The 15,052-nt window shown below is 64.3% G+C and carries 12 protein-coding genes; 4 read left to right on the top strand and 8 right to left on the bottom strand.

Translation table 11 applies throughout. The features are described 5' to 3' along the window. The first annotated feature begins 10 nt into the window (after window positions 1-10). Window positions 11-1,492, top strand: a complete 1,482-nt coding sequence (locus WBP07_RS04615) for an aldehyde dehydrogenase family protein (RefSeq protein WP_395395721.1) — start codon at window positions 11-13, stop codon at window positions 1,490-1,492. Next, complete coding sequence (locus WBP07_RS04620) at window positions 1,434-2,285, top strand: TetR/AcrR family transcriptional regulator (RefSeq protein ID WP_395394541.1); 852 nt, start codon at window positions 1,434-1,436, stop codon at window positions 2,283-2,285. The genes WBP07_RS04615 and WBP07_RS04620 overlap by 59 nt, the downstream gene beginning before the upstream one ends. Window positions 2,286-2,490: 205 nt before the next feature. On the opposite strand, the gene WBP07_RS04625 is transcribed toward WBP07_RS04620, so the two are convergent. Next, window positions 2,491-3,309, bottom strand: coding sequence for an enoyl-CoA hydratase/isomerase family protein (locus WBP07_RS04625; protein WP_395394542.1), 819 nt, complete (start codon window positions 3,307-3,309; stop codon window positions 2,491-2,493). Window positions 3,310-3,322: 13 nt separating this feature from the next. Further along, window positions 3,323-5,533, bottom strand: a complete 2,211-nt coding sequence (locus WBP07_RS04630) for an acyl-CoA dehydrogenase family protein (RefSeq protein ID WP_395394543.1) — start codon at window positions 5,531-5,533, stop codon at window positions 3,323-3,325. A 216-nt stretch (window positions 5,534-5,749) separates the two neighbouring features. On the opposite strand from WBP07_RS04630, the gene WBP07_RS04635 reads away from it, so the two are divergent. Continuing rightward, entirely contained in the window at window positions 5,750-7,090 is a 1,341-nt protein-coding gene (locus WBP07_RS04635) for an amidohydrolase family protein (RefSeq protein ID WP_395394544.1), read from the top strand. 105 nt (window positions 7,091-7,195) lie between these two features. Here WBP07_RS04635 and WBP07_RS04640 read toward each other — a convergent pair whose 3' ends face one another. Next, window positions 7,196-7,999 (bottom strand): helix-turn-helix domain-containing protein, encoded by an 804-nt coding sequence (locus WBP07_RS04640; RefSeq protein WP_395332726.1) that lies wholly within the window; start codon window positions 7,997-7,999, stop codon window positions 7,196-7,198. Window positions 8,000-8,309: 310 nt separating this feature from the next. Between WBP07_RS04640 and WBP07_RS04645 the strand changes: the two genes are divergently transcribed. Continuing rightward, a complete protein-coding gene (locus WBP07_RS04645; protein ID WP_395394546.1) occupies window positions 8,310-9,260 on the top strand; it encodes an enoyl-CoA hydratase/isomerase family protein in 951 nt (316 codons plus the stop codon). On the opposite strand, the gene WBP07_RS04650 is transcribed toward WBP07_RS04645, so the two are convergent. From WBP07_RS04650 to WBP07_RS04670, 5 genes are all read right to left on the bottom strand, one after another. Beyond that, window positions 9,186-10,613 carry an amidohydrolase family protein gene (locus tag WBP07_RS04650; RefSeq protein ID WP_395394547.1) on the bottom strand — a complete coding sequence of 476 codons (1,428 nt, stop codon included), beginning with the start codon at window positions 10,611-10,613 and terminating at the stop codon, window positions 9,186-9,188. The genes WBP07_RS04645 and WBP07_RS04650 overlap by 75 nt on opposite strands. Next, window positions 10,607-11,806 (bottom strand): CoA transferase, encoded by a 1,200-nt coding sequence (locus tag WBP07_RS04655; protein WP_395394548.1) that lies wholly within the window; start codon window positions 11,804-11,806, stop codon window positions 10,607-10,609. Before WBP07_RS04655 ends, WBP07_RS04650 begins: the two co-directional genes overlap by 7 nt. Then, on the bottom strand, window positions 11,796-13,295 hold the full coding sequence (locus WBP07_RS04660; protein WP_395394549.1) for a class I adenylate-forming enzyme family protein: 1,500 nt from the start codon (window positions 13,293-13,295) through the stop codon (window positions 11,796-11,798). The genes WBP07_RS04655 and WBP07_RS04660 overlap by 11 nt, the downstream gene beginning before the upstream one ends. A 5-nt stretch (window positions 13,296-13,300) precedes the next feature. Further along, window positions 13,301-13,591, bottom strand: a complete 291-nt coding sequence (locus tag WBP07_RS04665) for a hypothetical protein (protein WP_395394550.1) — start codon at window positions 13,589-13,591, stop codon at window positions 13,301-13,303. A 63-nt stretch (window positions 13,592-13,654) separates the two neighbouring features. Continuing rightward, window positions 13,655-14,884: a CaiB/BaiF CoA transferase family protein gene (locus tag WBP07_RS04670; protein ID WP_395394551.1), complete on the bottom strand. Its 1,230-nt coding sequence runs from the start codon at window positions 14,882-14,884 to the stop codon at window positions 13,655-13,657. Window positions 14,885-15,052: the final 168 nt, after the last annotated feature.

A 15,052-nucleotide genomic window follows, 5' to 3' on the forward strand; every position in this document is an offset into this window, starting at 1 on the left:
GGACCCGAACATGACCACTCTTCCCGAAGCCAAGCTCTATATCGACGGACAACTGCGCGGTGCCAGCAACGGCGCCACGTTCGACGTGATCAGCCCCTGGACGGGCGAGCCTGTCGGCAAGGCCGCCGACGCCACTGCCGATGACGTGAACGCCGCCATCGCCGCCGCCCGCCGCGCTTTCGACGATACCGACTGGTCGACCAACACTGAAAAGCGCGTGGCGCTGGTGAAGAAGTATCGCGAACTGTTCGAAGCTGCCCGCCCGCGTCTGGGCGAGCTGGCGATGTACGAAGCCGGCGCGGCGCAGGGTGCGGTCAACCGCGCCCACGTGGACATGGCTCTCGACGGTTGGGACGATTACATGCGCGTCTTCGACCAGCTGGAGTGGGAAAAGGACTACGGCGAAAAGCCCGCCTTCGGCATGATCCACAAGCGCGTCGGCGTGCGTGAGGCGGTTGGCGTGGTCGGCGCGATCACGCCGTGGAACGTGCCGCTCTATGTGAACATCGGCAAGATGGTCGCCGCGCTGCTGGCCGGCTGCACCGTGATCCTGAAGCCCGCGCCGGATACCCCGGGCATGGGCGCGATCTTCGGTGAACTGGCCAAGGAAGCCGGTTTCCCCGATGGCGTGATCAACGTGATCTTCGGTGCCGATCCGGCGCTGGCGGGAGAAATGCTGGTTACCGATCCGCGCGTGGACCTGATCTCGTTCACCGGCTCCACCGGCGTCGGCAAGCGCATCATGGAGCAGGGCGCGCCCACGCTGAAGCGCGTGTTCCTCGAACTCGGCGGCAAGTCGGCCAAGATCGTGCTCGACGACGCGCCGAACTTCGCGATGGAAGTGGGCATGGCGATGCTGGTCTTCCACGCCGGGCAGGGCTGCGCCGTGCAGTCGCGCCTGCTGGTGCCCAAGAGCCGCTATGAAGAAGCCAAGGCCATCCTCAAGGGCGCCTATGGTAACTTCGGCGACAACTGGGGCGATATCGCCAATCCCGCGCACATCATGGGCCCGGTGATCTCCAAGCGTCAGATGGAGCGCGTGAAGAGCTACATCGACCTTGGCCAGGAAGAAGGCGCGACCCTGCTGGCAGGCGGCAATATCCGTCCGGACAAGGGTGGCGGCTATTTCGTGGAGCCGACCTGCTTCGTGGACGTTACCAACGACATGCGCATTGCCCAGGAAGAGATCTTCGGCCCCGTGCTGGTCGTCATCCCCTATGAGGATGACGAGGACGCCGTGCGCATCGCCAACCAAAGCTCCTACGGCCTGTCGGGCGGCGTCAGCTCGGGCGACCTGAACCGGGCCATCAATATCGCCAAGCGCGTGCGCACGGGTTCGATGAGCGTCAACAACGGCATGTGCATAGCTGGCGACATCCCGTTCGGCGGCTATAAGGCAAGCGGCATGGGCCGCGAATGGGGTGTGGAAGGCATTGAAGAGTTCACCGACGTCAAGATCCTCGCCTGGCCCGTCGGCCAGGCCGCGGCCTGACGGTTCGGACGAGGCCTTTCTGGGTAGCGACACCGGAGAGAACCAGGGCGGGGCAGGGGGAGAGACCGGCGATCGGGCGGAAGATCCGTCCATCCCGGCAATCCCCCCCCACCTTGCCACTGCCGTCAACGACGCTGGGGCGGCGATCAGCCACAACCTCCACGGGCAGAGACTCGGCCGCAAGGGGCGTGTCACCCGTGAGCGCATCCTTGCGGCGACCATCGAGCTTGTCGAGAAGACCGACGAGCCGGTGACGCTGGGTGCTGTCGCCCGTGCGGTCGGGCTCGGCATGACGTCGATCTACAACTATTTTACCGATTTCACCGAACTGCTGCTCGCCGTGCTGGAGCCCGTGATGGGCTCTGCGCACGACGAATATTTCGCGCTGGTTCGCGAATATTGGGCCGATGACGAGCTTCACGACCGGGCAGTGGAATTCGTGCGGGCCTATCACGCCTTTTGGGCGCGGCACACCGGCCTGCTGCACTTGCGCAACTCTCTGGCCGATCAGTTCGATGTGCGCATCATGCACCAGCGTGTGAATTCAACCCGGCCGTTGATCGGGTTGTTCGTCGCGCAGATGGACCCACGCGGGGTGCTGGGCGATACCGCCGTGCTGATGGCGACGACGCTGATGACGGGTATCGAGCGCTCTATCACTCTGGCCACCGACAGGCGCTTGCGGCGTATTCTCGGCACTCTGCCGGGGCGTCGGGATGAGAGCCTGCTGGAGATCAATGCGCGGCTGATGGAACTGGCAATCCGCGATACGCGCGAGCGCGCGGCGGGCTAACGGCGCAGTTCGGGTTCAGTCTGGCGCGCTCTCGTATTTGGATAAGGCAGCACCAACACCAGTCCCGTCATCCCCGCGAAGGCGGGGATCCCGCTTGTTCTTCTATCGGCAAGGCCAAAGGAAGCGGGGCCCCCGCCTTCGCGGGGGCGACGAGTGATTTGAGTTACAATGCTGAGGTTAGAAATAGGCTGGGCGTGCTCCTCCGCTACTTCTTCTTCCCGCCCACGCCTTTCAGATACTCTTCCATCCCCCGGATATAGTCCGGATTGAGCATCAGCGCGCTGTTGGCCATGCGCTCGATGTGGCGGGCGGAATCACGGCCGACTTCGGCGCTGAGTTCGATGGCAACCTTGGCGGCGCCCATTTGCTCCGGGTTCTGCTTGGTCAGGTGACGGCAGAAATCCATGACGTCCTGCTCGAACGTCTCATCCTCGTAGACCTGATGGACCAGGCCCATGGTGAACGCCATGTCCGCCGGCGCGGGCTTGTTCGCCATGATCAGCCAGCGCGCCCAGTGCGGGCCGCAGATGCGGGTGAGGCGAGAGACGCCGCCCGAGGCCGGCAGTACGCCGAACAGGCCTTCGGGGAAGGCATAGGCGGCGCTCTTGGCGGCCAGGCGGAAATCGCACGAGAGGCTCATTTCCAGCCCACCGCCCACGCACATGGCGTGATGCGCGACGACGAAGGGCTTCTCGATATGCTCGATCTCATCCCACAGCTGCTGCATGTTGTTGAGATTGAGCCGGTGGTTCTCGCGAATGCCGCGCGCGCTGCCGCCGGTGGAGACGGGCGAGACGATGTTCTGGTTGCCGCCGCGCAAGTCCGCGCCGGAACTGAAATAGCGCCCGGCTGAGCGGATCAGCATGACTTTCAGTTCGGGCGTTTCGCGAAAGCGCAGCACGGCTTCGGTCAGGAGGTCCATCATCTGCCGGCTGATGGCGTTCAGCTTGTCTGGCCGGTTGAGCGTGGCGATCAGGATGCCGTCCACGTCTTCGGTGAGCAGGTGCGGTGCTTCTTCGGTCATCGTATCCACCTCCTCAATTACGCGAACGCGGCAGGCCGAGGCCCTTTTCGGCGATCATCGAACGGTGCACCTGGCTGGTGCCGCCGTAGATCGTCGTCCCATGGGCATGGCGATAGGCAAGGTTGAGCGCATTGGCCGCGCCCTTGCGCTTGGCCAGCGAATAAGGCGCCGTCAGGTCGAGCAGATCGCGCGAGTCGGTGATGAACAGTTCGGAGGAGAACATCTTCGCCATCGGCCCATAGGCGCCGTTGCCCTTGCCATGAACCTGCGTCCAGTTGGCGCGGTAGGCGATCAATTCGGAGGCCAGCACATTGGCGTACGTACGCGCCAGTCGTGCCTGTACCTTGGGCGTGTCGATCAGCTTTCCGCCGCCGGCCACGGGAATTTCCTTGCAGAGTTCCACCGCGTTTTCGAGCATCGCACGCTGGACTTTGGCAAAGCCGCCACCGTGTTCGAGTTCGAGGCTGGCCGCCATCGTGCGGCCACCGGCATTGATCTCGCCCAGGCGCCAGGTGTCCGGGATCTTGACGTTGTCGTAGAAGGTGATGTTGGTGCGCTCGTCCATGAAGGTGTGCACCGCCTGCACGGTGACGCCCTCGGCCTTCAGGGGGACGATGAACATCGTCAGACCCTTGTGCTTGGGGGCATCCGGATCGGTGCGGCAGAGCATCAGCACATAGTCGGTCAGGTTGGCGCCGCTGGTCCACATCTTGGTGCCGTCGATGCGCCAGGAACCGTCCTCAAGCTGGGTGGCCTTGCACTGCGCGGCGAAGACGTCCGACCCGCAGCCCGGTTCCGAATAGCCCAGCGAGCAGATCGCATCGCCGGCCATCACCTTCGACAGCACATCGCGCTTCAGCTCGTCGGTGCCGAAGCGATGCATGATGAGTGACACCATTTGCGAAACCCCGGCAACGGGGTTGCTCCAGCCTTCTTCCTCGAACGCATCGCGGGCAGCGGTAACCGCGTAGGGGTTCAGGCCACGCCCGCCGACGTCTTTGGGAAGCTGGAGATAGGCAAGGTTCGCTTCGACCAGTTGCTTGTGGATGACCGGGTTGTGGCCCTCCCATGAGAAGTGGAACTTCTCGCGCTGTTCGTCGGTGACGTTCTTGGCGAAGAACTCGCGGATTTCCTGCTTGATCGCGCGGGCATCCTCGCCGAGATCGAACTCGACCGGCACTTCGCCCACATCGGGAAGGCTGGCCTTTTCGTTGGCGTAGAGGCGGCGGCCGGCCTCGGCCAGCCAGTCCTCGGGATCGCCCGCCACCAGCGGCCACGCCTTGGCGCGCAAGTTGTAGAGGTGGACGTCATGCTCGGTGGTGAGGCCGATGCCGCCGAAGGTCTGCACGGCATGGCGCACGGTGCGGCCCGCCGCGCCCGAGGCGTACCACGCGGCCAGTGACACTTGCGCGCCGGCTGCCGCCTCGCCGTCGGCGATCGAGCGCATGGCTTTCCAGGCGAGGAACTTGGCGGAATCGATCTCGCAGATCAGGTCCGCCATCGGGTGGGACAGCGCCTGGAATGTGCCGATAAACACGCCGAATGCCTTGCGCTCGCCCGCATATTCCGCCGCCATCGTCAGCGCCGCCCGGCTGAGGCCGGAAAGCGCGAGTGCGATCAGGATCTTCCATTCCTCGAGACCGGCGGCGAAAGTCGCGAGCGCTTCATCGCCGTTGCCCAACACGGTGGTCGGCAGCGCCGCCAGATCGAGTTCGGCGATAGCCGTGGAGGCCAGAGTTGGCTCCGCTATGCGTGCATCCGCGGGCACCGTGACGAGTACGATCTCGTCACCCTTGCGGGCAACAACCGCGTCGGCAACCAGGCCGCCGGCGACCCATTGCTTGGGGAACTGCGCGATATCCTGCATGGCGATGGTGACCACTGCTTCGCCGCCGACTGCGTTTGCCAGAAGGTCTTCCTGGCCGCCCAAGAGGCCCAGCACGCGCGTCGCTACCAATGCTTCGGCCAGCGGACCGGAGGCGAGCGTGCGGCCCGCTTCTTCCATCAGCAGGCCGGCGTCGAACAGGCCAAGGCCCATGCCATCCGCCTCTTCAGGCACGCGCATCGCGAATGCGCCGAGTTCGGCAAGGCCCGACCATAATTCGGGATCGAAGCCGCCGGATTCCTGCGCCTTGCGTACGCGCGCGGAACTGGAATGTTCGTCGAGGAAACGCGCGAACGTGTCGCGCATCATGCCCTGTTCGTCGGTGAGGTCGAAGTTCATTTCAGGCTTTCCCCGGGGCTTTTGGTTTTCGTGTTTCCTCGTCAACATCATACCTCGCCGCCCCGTTCAATCGTCCGTGCCACGCAATCGCAGGCGCGATAGCTGGAAACGCGTGCTGGCCGCTTGGGGAGGGGAGGCGTAGCTTCCCCGGTCAAGGCGCCGTTAAAGATGCGCCCGCCGGCAGCCGATCGGCCCGGCAACTTTGGGAGTGCCGTCATGCAAATGAACGACATGGTGTTGATCAGTGTCGACGATCATATCAGCGAACCGCCTGACCTGTTTCAAAACCACCTTTCCGGCGCCGCGCTCGAATCCGCGCCGAAGCTGATCCAGGATGAGAACGGCAAGGATCTGTGGGTCTATCAGGGGATGAAGTTCCCCTCGGTTGGCTTGAATGCCGTGGTCGGCCGGCCTTTCGAGGAATACGGCATGGAGCCGACCTCGCTCGATCAGCTTCGCGCCGGTTGCTATGACGTGCACGAACGCATCAAGGACATGGACGTCAACGGCGTCGCCTCGTCGCTCAACTTCGGTTCGGTGTTCGACTTTGCCGGCGGCCGCCTCCACCGCGTACCCGATCGCGAACTCGCGAAAGTCCATGTAAGCGCTTATAACGACTGGCATATCGACGAGTGGTGCGGCGCCTATCCGGGCCGTTTCATCCCCTGCGCGATCCTTCCGACCTGGGATATGGACGCGACGATCGCCGAGATGAAGCGCGTGTCGGCCAAGGGCTGCCACACCGTCTCGATCAGCGAGAACCCCACCTGTCAGGGCCTGCCGAGCATCCACAACGCCTATTGGGACCCGTTCTACAAGGCGATCAACGATCTCGACATGACGATCTGCATCCACATCGGCGGCGGCAATCCGGCGCCCCATGCCTCGATGGAAACGCCGATCGAGGCATGGATTTCGACCATGCCGATGTCGATCGCCTATGCCGCGTCGGACTGGCTCCAGCTTGAGGCGTTGCATCAGTATCCGGACATGCGCATCGCGCTTTCGGAAGGCTCGATCGGTTGGGTGCCCTACTTTACCGAGCGGGCGGACTTCTCGAACTGGCGGCACAAGGCCTGGACCAATTCGCGCTTCCAGAAGATGAAGCCCAGCGAGATGTTCAAGCGGCACTTCCTGAATTGCTTCATCGACGATGCCTTCGGCTTGCAGAATATCAAGTTCATCGGTGAGGACAACATCGCCTATGAATGCGACTATCCGCATTCCGATACGCTCTGGCCGGAAGTGCCGGAGAACCTTTGGCCTTCGATCAACCATCTGACCGACGAGCAGATCGACAAGATCACGCACAAGAATGCGATGCGCTGGTTTCGCTTCGATCCGTTCCAGCACTTCACGCGCGAGGAACTGACGGTCGGCGCGCTGCGTGAAAAGGCGAAGGCCGAGGGCGTCGATACCAGCCCGAAGTCCTCGGCCGGTGAGCGTCCGGTCGAAGAACATGAAACCCGGCCCGTAACTTCAGGCGACATCATGAAGATGTTCATGCGGCATGAGGATACCGACCGCACCGCCCGGATGCAGAAGCAGGAAGTCTAACCCGCTCCGGCTGCAAGTCACTGCACCGAAACGAAATAGGGCCCCGCGAGCGATCTCGCGGGGCCCATTCCGTAACGGTGTGCGACCCGTTCAGGATTTGGTGGATCAGGCGGCGTGCGGCAGCTGTTCCGGTTCGGCGAACTGCGCCGGATCGGGCAGGCACTTGCGCATGGCGTCGCTGAGCGACTGGAGCAGTGCTTCGGGGTTCACCTTGTCGTCCTTGCCATAGACCAGGCTGATCACCAGCGGGTGGCCTTCGGGCTGCCGGGGGACGAGGCCGCAGAGCGATTCCGCGCCGCTGCCGAAACCGGCCGGGCCGAACACATAGCGCGGATCGCGGCAGGCATCGATGCGGGTCATCATGTCGGCGAAAGCGAACTTGTGCATCTCTTCCGCTTCGGCGTTGAGGCGGCGAACCATGCCTTCGCAGCGCTGGCGGGCAACGGTCGAGAGCATCAGCCAACCGGCCGCGCTCTGTGCCAGGGGCTCCTTGATGCCGCCCGAAAGCTCACGGGTAGCGGCAAGAGCGCGGGGGCCGTGGCGCCAGTTGACGATCTGGACGTCCAGGCCGACCATCGCGTGAAGCGCAACCGAAAGGCCGGTCTGGGCGACAAGGCGGTCCATCAGGCGCACCACGCGGCCATCGCGCACCAGCTCGGGCTGTCCCGAAGTGCCGATCAGCGCGGCGCGCGGGGTGAGGCTGTAGGCACGCGAATAGGGGTCCTTGTGAAGCAGGCCGAGTTCGACGAGGCTCGACAGCAGTTCGGACGTGCTCGACTGCGGGCGGTTATAGCGGCGCACGATGTCCATGACCGTGGCTTCGCGATGCGCATCGTCAAAATATTCGAGCACTTCGATCACGCGGCGTGCGATCTTGGCCTTGTTCGATGACGTGGTCTTTCCAGGCATGAGGTCTCTCCTCCCTCAAGTGTGGTGTGATGAACTCACTTCTCTCCCGAGTCGGATCTCTAAAAACTGAGCCTGACTCGTTTTTTGCTAAGCTTGGTTATCATTGCTTCGGGAGGGGTGCAATAGGCTTCGCACTGACGATAAGTTGCGCTGACTTACGTGAACGGGAAATATCGCGAAATTCCGCCAATTTTGACCATGTGTTCAGCGTTGAAATGTGATTTTAGCGGGCCGGGCTGGTCAAGCCTGTGTCATCTCGCCATGCTCGCTCCAACTGCAAGTGCCTGATCGGGAGCGAATTGTTCGAAAAATGCGCGTGGATGATCTGACATTTGCGGCGGCGGATTTGGCCGAGTCGGACGCGAAAGTAGCGCCGATCGCTTTCGTGGATCTGGCACGCGAGTCGGGTGATTTCCCGGAAATCCGCCTGCCGCCGTGTCCGGTAATCGGGATCGGGCCGCGCGATCATGCCCTGGCTGCGCGACTCGATGCCGTGCTGGAACCTCGCTTCGATGCTGCGCAATTAGCCCTCGCGGCGAAGACGCAGCCGCTGGCCGCCGCTGTGGTGACGCAGGCTCTGCGCGTAATCCCGGCATTGGCGATCGAGGATGCACTGAACGTCGAGTCGCTGGCTTATGCGACGCTCCAGGGTAGCGAGTCGCATCGCTGCTGGCTGGCGAGGCGGGGCGGCGGCGCAGGTGGCGGGGAAGGCATGGTCTTGCTGGATCGCGCCGACGCGGAACTGACCGTGACGCTGAACAGGCCGGAAGCCGGTAACGCGATAGACCGGCCGATGCGCGACGCGCTCCACGAGGCATTCGCCCTCGTCAACATGGATACAACGATCCGGCGGGTGGTGCTTCGTGCGGAGGGAAAGGCTTTCAGTCTTGGTGCCGAGCTTTCGGAGTTCGGCACCACTACCGATCCTGCCGAGGCGCATCGCATTCGCGGGCTTACGCTTCCCGCGCGGGAAGCCGCATTGTGCGGGGATCGACTGGAAGCAAGGATCGATGGCGCCTGTATCGGTGCAGGGCTGGAACTGGCGGCATTTGCCGCGCGGATCGTCGCTACGCCGCGTTCGTGGTTCCAATTGCCCGAACTGGCGATGGGAATATTGCCCGGAGCGGGTGGCTGCGTATCGCTGAGCCGCCGCATCGGGCGCCAGCGGACGCTGCTGATGGTGCTGTCAGGCCGACGCCTTGGCGCGCGGGAGGCGCTCGATTGGGGCCTCGTCGACGCGGTGGTGGACGAGCTGCCCTGAGACGAACGTGGCGCGCACATCGGCACTATCCAGCCGTGTCCGCGCTTCGGCCCAAGGGCGATCCAGCAGGCAGAGATCGGCCGCCTCGCCAACTGCGATCCGACGCTGGCGCGACAGGTCGAGCGGATCGGCGAGGTACAGGTCGAGCGCCTGTTCCGGCGACAGGGCTTCCTCTGGGCTGAACGGCGTTCCAGTGCCGGTTCTGCGCAGCACCGCCGCCTTCATTGCGGCCCAGGGATCTGGGTTTCCGTAAGGGGCATCGCTACCGCCGGCCAAGGGAATGCCGGCGTTGCGCAGAGTAAACAGACGATAGAGATCGCTGTGATGACGCGGCTCCACGTCGCGAAGATAGCGATCGCCGCTTTCATGGACGAAGTGGGGTTGCACGCAGGCCCACAAACCCAGCGATGCCATGCGAGCGGCGAGTTCGCGTGGTACTATCGATGCATGCTCTATGCGGTCACCGATCAGCGTTCCCGCCGCTTCGAAAAGCGCGAGCGTGAACACCAGTTCGACTTCCGTCACGCAATGCACCGCTACGCCGCGGCCCTGTGCATGGGCACTGGCGATCCATAGGCAGGTGGTGTCGAAATCCGGCAACGCCGCTTCGTGCAAGTGCAGCTTGGCAGGACCAAGACGCCAGCCATCCTGCGGGGCATCGGCCAGCGAAATCTGCCCTGCGAGCACCGCATTCTGGCGCAGATGCCCGGTCGCCGCTTGCGAAGCGAAATGCCGCGCGATGATTGCATCGTTGCGGGGCGACATGTCGGTAATACCGGTCACGCCATGGCGTGCGAGTTCGCTGCTCACTTCCGCAAAATCGGGGGGCGTGCTGCCCAATGCTGCCTGCAACCAAGCATCCTCGTCGAAGAGGCGGCCGGTGAAACGCCCGCCGACGCGTTCCAGGCCCGGTGGCGGGGCGCGGCCCGCCAGAAGCTCATCCAGCGCGGGACTGTTGAACAGCCACATGCGGCCGGTGCGATGCTGCAATCGGATCGGGCGATGCTGCACCATTCGGTCCAGCATGGCGGCATCGGGAAGTTCGCCGCCCAGCACGCTTTCGCAAAGGCCGAAGCCACGCAACCAGCCTTTGCCAGCGCGGTCGAGCGTGCGTGCCAGTCCTTCGCGATTGCTCACGGCCGGTGGCCCGCAATCGACCGAGGCGGCTCGCACGGCGAGTGCGGCAAGGTGAATGTGATGATCGTGAAGGCCCGGCAGCAGTGCGCCGCCGTTCGCCTCGATCACAGATTCGTCGGGAAGCGGCGCGAGTTGGCCGATAGCAGCGATGGTGCCGGCCACGATGCGCAAGTCCGCAGCGCCATGCTCGTAAACATCGGCGTTGCGGATCAGCACGGTGTGAGTTCCGAAAGATAACGCGCGGTATCCGCCCCGATCGGACTGACCGGCGCAGTCATCGCGCGGCGTTCCAGCGCGGGAAAACGGTGGCCAATGCTTTCGCCCCATGCGCGCAGCTCGGCGTTGAGCAGTTCGGCGTCGAAAGCTTGTTCCTCGTCCAGAGCCATGGCTGTGATTGCGCTCATGGAAAGACCGATGCGTCGAGCTTCGCCCTCATGCAAGGCCTTCAGAACTTCGCGGGCGCCGGTGATGCCGGTGAGCGGGTCGGCAATCGCGTCCCCTACGTAACCCGGCTTTCCGATCGCTTCGGCCAAAGCACGGGAGAGCCCTCCCGCTACACCGCAGTCATTGCCTATCCCGACCCAATCCGCCGGATTGCCTTGCGCCCCGTGCCCGGTGACGGAGAGCCAGACGAGGCCGGGTACCTCGCGCACGAGCGCTTCGGCATCGATGCCGAGATGGCGCAAGGCGCGCGGGCGAGAGCTTTCGATCACGACATCGGCCTGCCGGATGAGTTCGACCAGGCGGGCTTTCTCCGCGCGGCTCGCGAAATCGACCAGCACGCTGGCCTTGCCCTGGTTGATGAGATCGAACGTCGCGGGATCGTCGCGGCGGATCAGGTCCGGTCGGGTGCGGCTCTCGACTTTCACCACCTCCATGCCTGCCAGCCAGAGCAGGTGACCGGCCAGCGGACCGGCCCAGATGGCGGACAAGTCCACCACCAAGGGCCGATGTGCGATGGGGCGCTCGCGGTGCGGACCGCGTGCAATCACTTCGATCGGCGGTGAGGTGGGCACTTCGTCCAGCAGGGCGACGGGCAGGCCCAGCAAGCGCCCGGTTTCCAGCAAGGCGTTACCGTCGCTGCGCAGCACGGCTGCAGCAATGGCGGCGGCGTCATGGGTGTCGAGATCGGCATCGCCGAACAGCGCGGGCAAAAGCTCGCGGTCGATCTCGCGGATCAGTGTCAGTGCGAACGAGTTGTTGTCGCACGTCGGCATGAGGCGGCTGCCGCCAAGACCTGCCGAAACGCACCCGGCGATGCGATAATCACCGTGCGCAGCGCGTTCGCCGAGAAGGGCGGCTCCCGCAAGGCGCGGCAGCGCGAAATCGCGGGCAAGCGCTTCCAGTTGCCGGTCGGCCCAGCGAGCCAGCGGGATCGCCGGGCCGACAGTTTCAGCGTCAGTCGGCAAGGACTTCCTTGACCTTGCGCCGCAGCAGCTTGCCCATCTCGTTGTAGGGTAGCTCCGCGACGAACACGACCTTTTCAGGCACGCGCGAGGAACGCAGACGCGCGCGGACGAGATCCTTCAGTTCCGTCTCGCACGGCAGATCGTGTCCTTCGCGGGTGACGATGGCGACGCCCACCGTCTCGCCCCATTCCACCGAGGGGATCGCGCAGGCGCAGGCATCGGCGATGGCCGGATGCGTGAGGAGAACGTCCTCGATCTCACCCGGCGACATGTTCTCGCCGCCGCGCACGATCACGTCATCGGCGCGTCCGGAGAGAAACAGGTATCCATCCTCATCCATGAAGCCGGCGTCGCGGGTGGGGAACCATCCCTCGGCGTCGAGCGCGCTCTTTTCCTTGTATTCGCCAGAGACCTGCTCGCCGCGAACGTAGATTTCGCCGGGCTCGCCAACCCCCAGGACTTCGCCGTTTTCGCCGCGAATCTCGATCTCTACCGTCGGGATCGGCTTGCCGAGCGAGGTGAGGCGGGCACGAACCTTCGGGTCGCTCGATGCCAGTGCTTCGCGGTGATCGTCCGGGCCCAGCAGGGCGATGGTCGAGCTGGTTTCGGTCAGGCCATAGGCGTTGGTGAAGCCCGCAGTGGGGAAGCGCTCAAGCGCCTTCTGGATGACTTCGATCGGCATCTTGCCGCCGCCATAGGCAACCGCGCGCAGCGAGGAAACCTCTCCGCTCGCGCCTTTTTCCATGGCGTCGATAATGCGCGCCAGCATGGTCGGCACCACGAAGGCATTGGTGACCGTTTCGCTGGCGACCAGTGCCAGCCAGCCCTCGGGCGAGAAGTTGGGCAGCATCACGATCTTGCGCAGCGAATAGATCGAGGAGAGCAAGGCCGAGATACCGGCGATGTGATAGGGCGGCACCACGACCAGCGCGGCATCGGCCTCATCCGCCGAACCGAATTCCACCGTGCCGAGAATATAGCCCAGCAGGTTGGAATGGCGCAGGATCGCGGCCTTCGGCGCGGCGGTCGTGCCGCTGGTGAAGAGCTGGATCGCAACGCCTTCACCGGGATCGTATTCCCGCGCGTCGTCGGCCGGCACGGTTTCCTGCGCCTTGAGGACGAATTCCTCGCGCGAGAACACGGTGTGCCCCTGATCGCCTGCAAGTCGGACGATCCGTTCCTCGTCACCGATCACCAGTGCGGGCGCCACGCGGCCGAGCAGCGCGGCGAGATCGGCATCCGGCAGGCGGTAGTTCAGCGGACAATAGGGCACGCCGGCCAGCGCCGCGCCGAACACCGCGATCACCGCCGCCTCGCTGCTCTCGTCGAGCAGGGCGACGTATTCCACCTCGCTCTGGCGGATCAGCTCGAAGGCGCCGCGCGCGGCATCGAGCAGATCGCCATAAGTCCAGCGCCGTCCATCGCAGACGAGCGCCACGCGGTCCGGCGCGGCCTCCACCGCCATTTCAAGAAGAAGCGCGATGTTCATGCGGGTCAGTCCGAAGCGGGCAGGGGCTTGGCGTCCTTGGTGACAAGCGCCACGCCATCGACCGAGAGCGAGCCCTTGCCGGGCTTCACGCAAAGCAGTTCGTACTTGCCGTCCGCATCGACGTAGCGCTTGCCCATCAGCGTGCCGGCCGAAAAGTCGGCGGCGAGCGGGGCGGGTTCTGCGGGCTTCGCTTCGCCCATCGGCGCGCCGCCGCATTCGATCGTACCGTCGGCGCAGCGGATCACCATGACTTCGGTGTCGCAGGCGGCGCTCTTGAGACGGGTTCCAGGCTTCATTTTCCCAATTCCTCGTATTCTGGTTTCAACAGGCTGATCGGCAGGCTGGTCAGATGCCCGATCTCAGGCGATTGCGCCCTTGGCCTTGAGTTCCTCGATCTTGTCCCATTCGACGCCCATTTCCATGAGCACGATTTCGGTATGTTCGGATGCCTGCGGTGAGCGGGTGGTTTCCAGCGCCTCTCCGTTGAACTGCACCGGGCCACGCACCAGCTTCAGCGGCTCGCCGCCGTCCGCCGCCTCAACCTCGACCAGAAGGTCGTTGGCCAGCGCCTGCTCGTCGCCCGCCAGTTCCAGCAGGTTGAGGATCGGTGCCCATTGGCCCTTCAGCGTCTTCAGATGCTGGCGCCAGTAGGCGAACGGCTTTTCCGCAAAGGCCTCGACCAGGATGTCGCTGGCGGCTTTGGCGTTCTCGATCAGGCTGAGCACGTCCTGGAAGCGCGGATCGTCTGCCGCTTCGGGGCGGCCGATATGTTCGAACGTGTCGCGGATCAGGCCGGTGGGGCTGACCATGCACAAGTTGATCGTGCGCCCGTCGGACGTCCAGAAGTTGCCCATGAACGGGTTCTTCGCGCCGCCGCCGGAGCTGGGCATCGAGTTTTTGGTGATCACGCCGGTCTCTACCGCTTGCGCGATGTTGGCGCCGGAGGCCCAGGCGGCGGTGCTCATCAGTGAGACGTCGAGCACGGCGGATTCGCCGGTCTTCTCGCGGTGGAACAGCGCAGCGGAGATACCGCCGGCGATGAACATGCCGCCGATAGAATCGCCGAATGCGGGCATGCCCTGCGAGAGCGGGCCGGGCAGTTCGGGCGGGGTCATGCAGTCGGCAATGCCGCTGCGCGACCAGAACGCCGTGCCGTCGAAGCCGCCCTTTTCACGTTCCGGGCCCTTGTCGCCCCAGGCGCTGCCGCGGGCGTAGATGATGTTCGGGTTGGCGGCGCGGATATGCTCCACGTCGAAACGGTTCTTCTGGCGCACTTGCGGCAGGTAGTTCGTAAGGAACACGTCGCACTGCTTGGCCAGTTCGTAGAGCAGTTCCTGGCCTTCCTCGGTGGACAGGTCGATGCCCACGCTGCGCTTGCCGCGATTGGGGTGTTCGAACAGGGTATGGCGCAGCGGATCGAGCTGGACGCCGCCCATGTTGAGGAAGCCGCGCTGCGTATCGCCGCGCACGGGGTGTTCGATCTTGATGACGTCCGCGCCCCAGTCGGCCAGAATTGCGCCGGCGGCGGGCGTGAACGTGAACTGCGCCACTTCGAGGACGCGCACGCCCTGCATGACCTTTGTCGGCATCTGCCAGTCCCCAATTATCTTACGTTTTATCGTGTCGGTAGGGCACGAACGGCGGGGTTTCCGCCCCCTCGCACCGGTCTTCCTCGATGTGCGCGCAAAGGTGTTCCGGGGCAACACTACCGCCATCGTACCGACGATCATCGGCCGGATTCGCCGGTGCGATCTTTG

The sequence above is a fragment of the Novosphingobium oxfordense genome, from assembly GCF_044029435.1.
Classification (GTDB): domain Bacteria; phylum Pseudomonadota; class Alphaproteobacteria; order Sphingomonadales; family Sphingomonadaceae; genus Novosphingobium.

Coding starts and splice junctions, on each gene's coding strand:
- WBP07_RS04615 (WP_395395721.1), top strand. CDS start 11: ATGACCACTCTTCCCGAAGCCAAGCTCTATATCGACGGACAACTGCGC.
- WBP07_RS04625 (WP_395394542.1), bottom strand. CDS start 3,309: ATGACCGAAGAAGCACCGCACCTGCTCACCGAAGACGTGGACGGCATC.
- WBP07_RS04630 (WP_395394543.1), bottom strand. CDS start 5,533: ATGAACTTCGACCTCACCGACGAACAGGGCATGATGCGCGACACGTTC.
- WBP07_RS04635 (WP_395394544.1), top strand. CDS start 5,750: ATGCAAATGAACGACATGGTGTTGATCAGTGTCGACGATCATATCAGC.
- WBP07_RS04640 (WP_395332726.1), bottom strand. CDS start 7,999: ATGCCTGGAAAGACCACGTCATCGAACAAGGCCAAGATCGCACGCCGC.
- WBP07_RS04645 (WP_395394546.1), top strand. CDS start 8,310: ATGCGCGTGGATGATCTGACATTTGCGGCGGCGGATTTGGCCGAGTCG.
- WBP07_RS04660 (WP_395394549.1), bottom strand. CDS start 13,295: ATGAACATCGCGCTTCTTCTTGAAATGGCGGTGGAGGCCGCGCCGGAC.
- WBP07_RS04665 (WP_395394550.1), bottom strand. CDS start 13,591: ATGAAGCCTGGAACCCGTCTCAAGAGCGCCGCCTGCGACACCGAAGTC.
- WBP07_RS04670 (WP_395394551.1), bottom strand. CDS start 14,884: ATGCCGACAAAGGTCATGCAGGGCGTGCGCGTCCTCGAAGTGGCGCAG.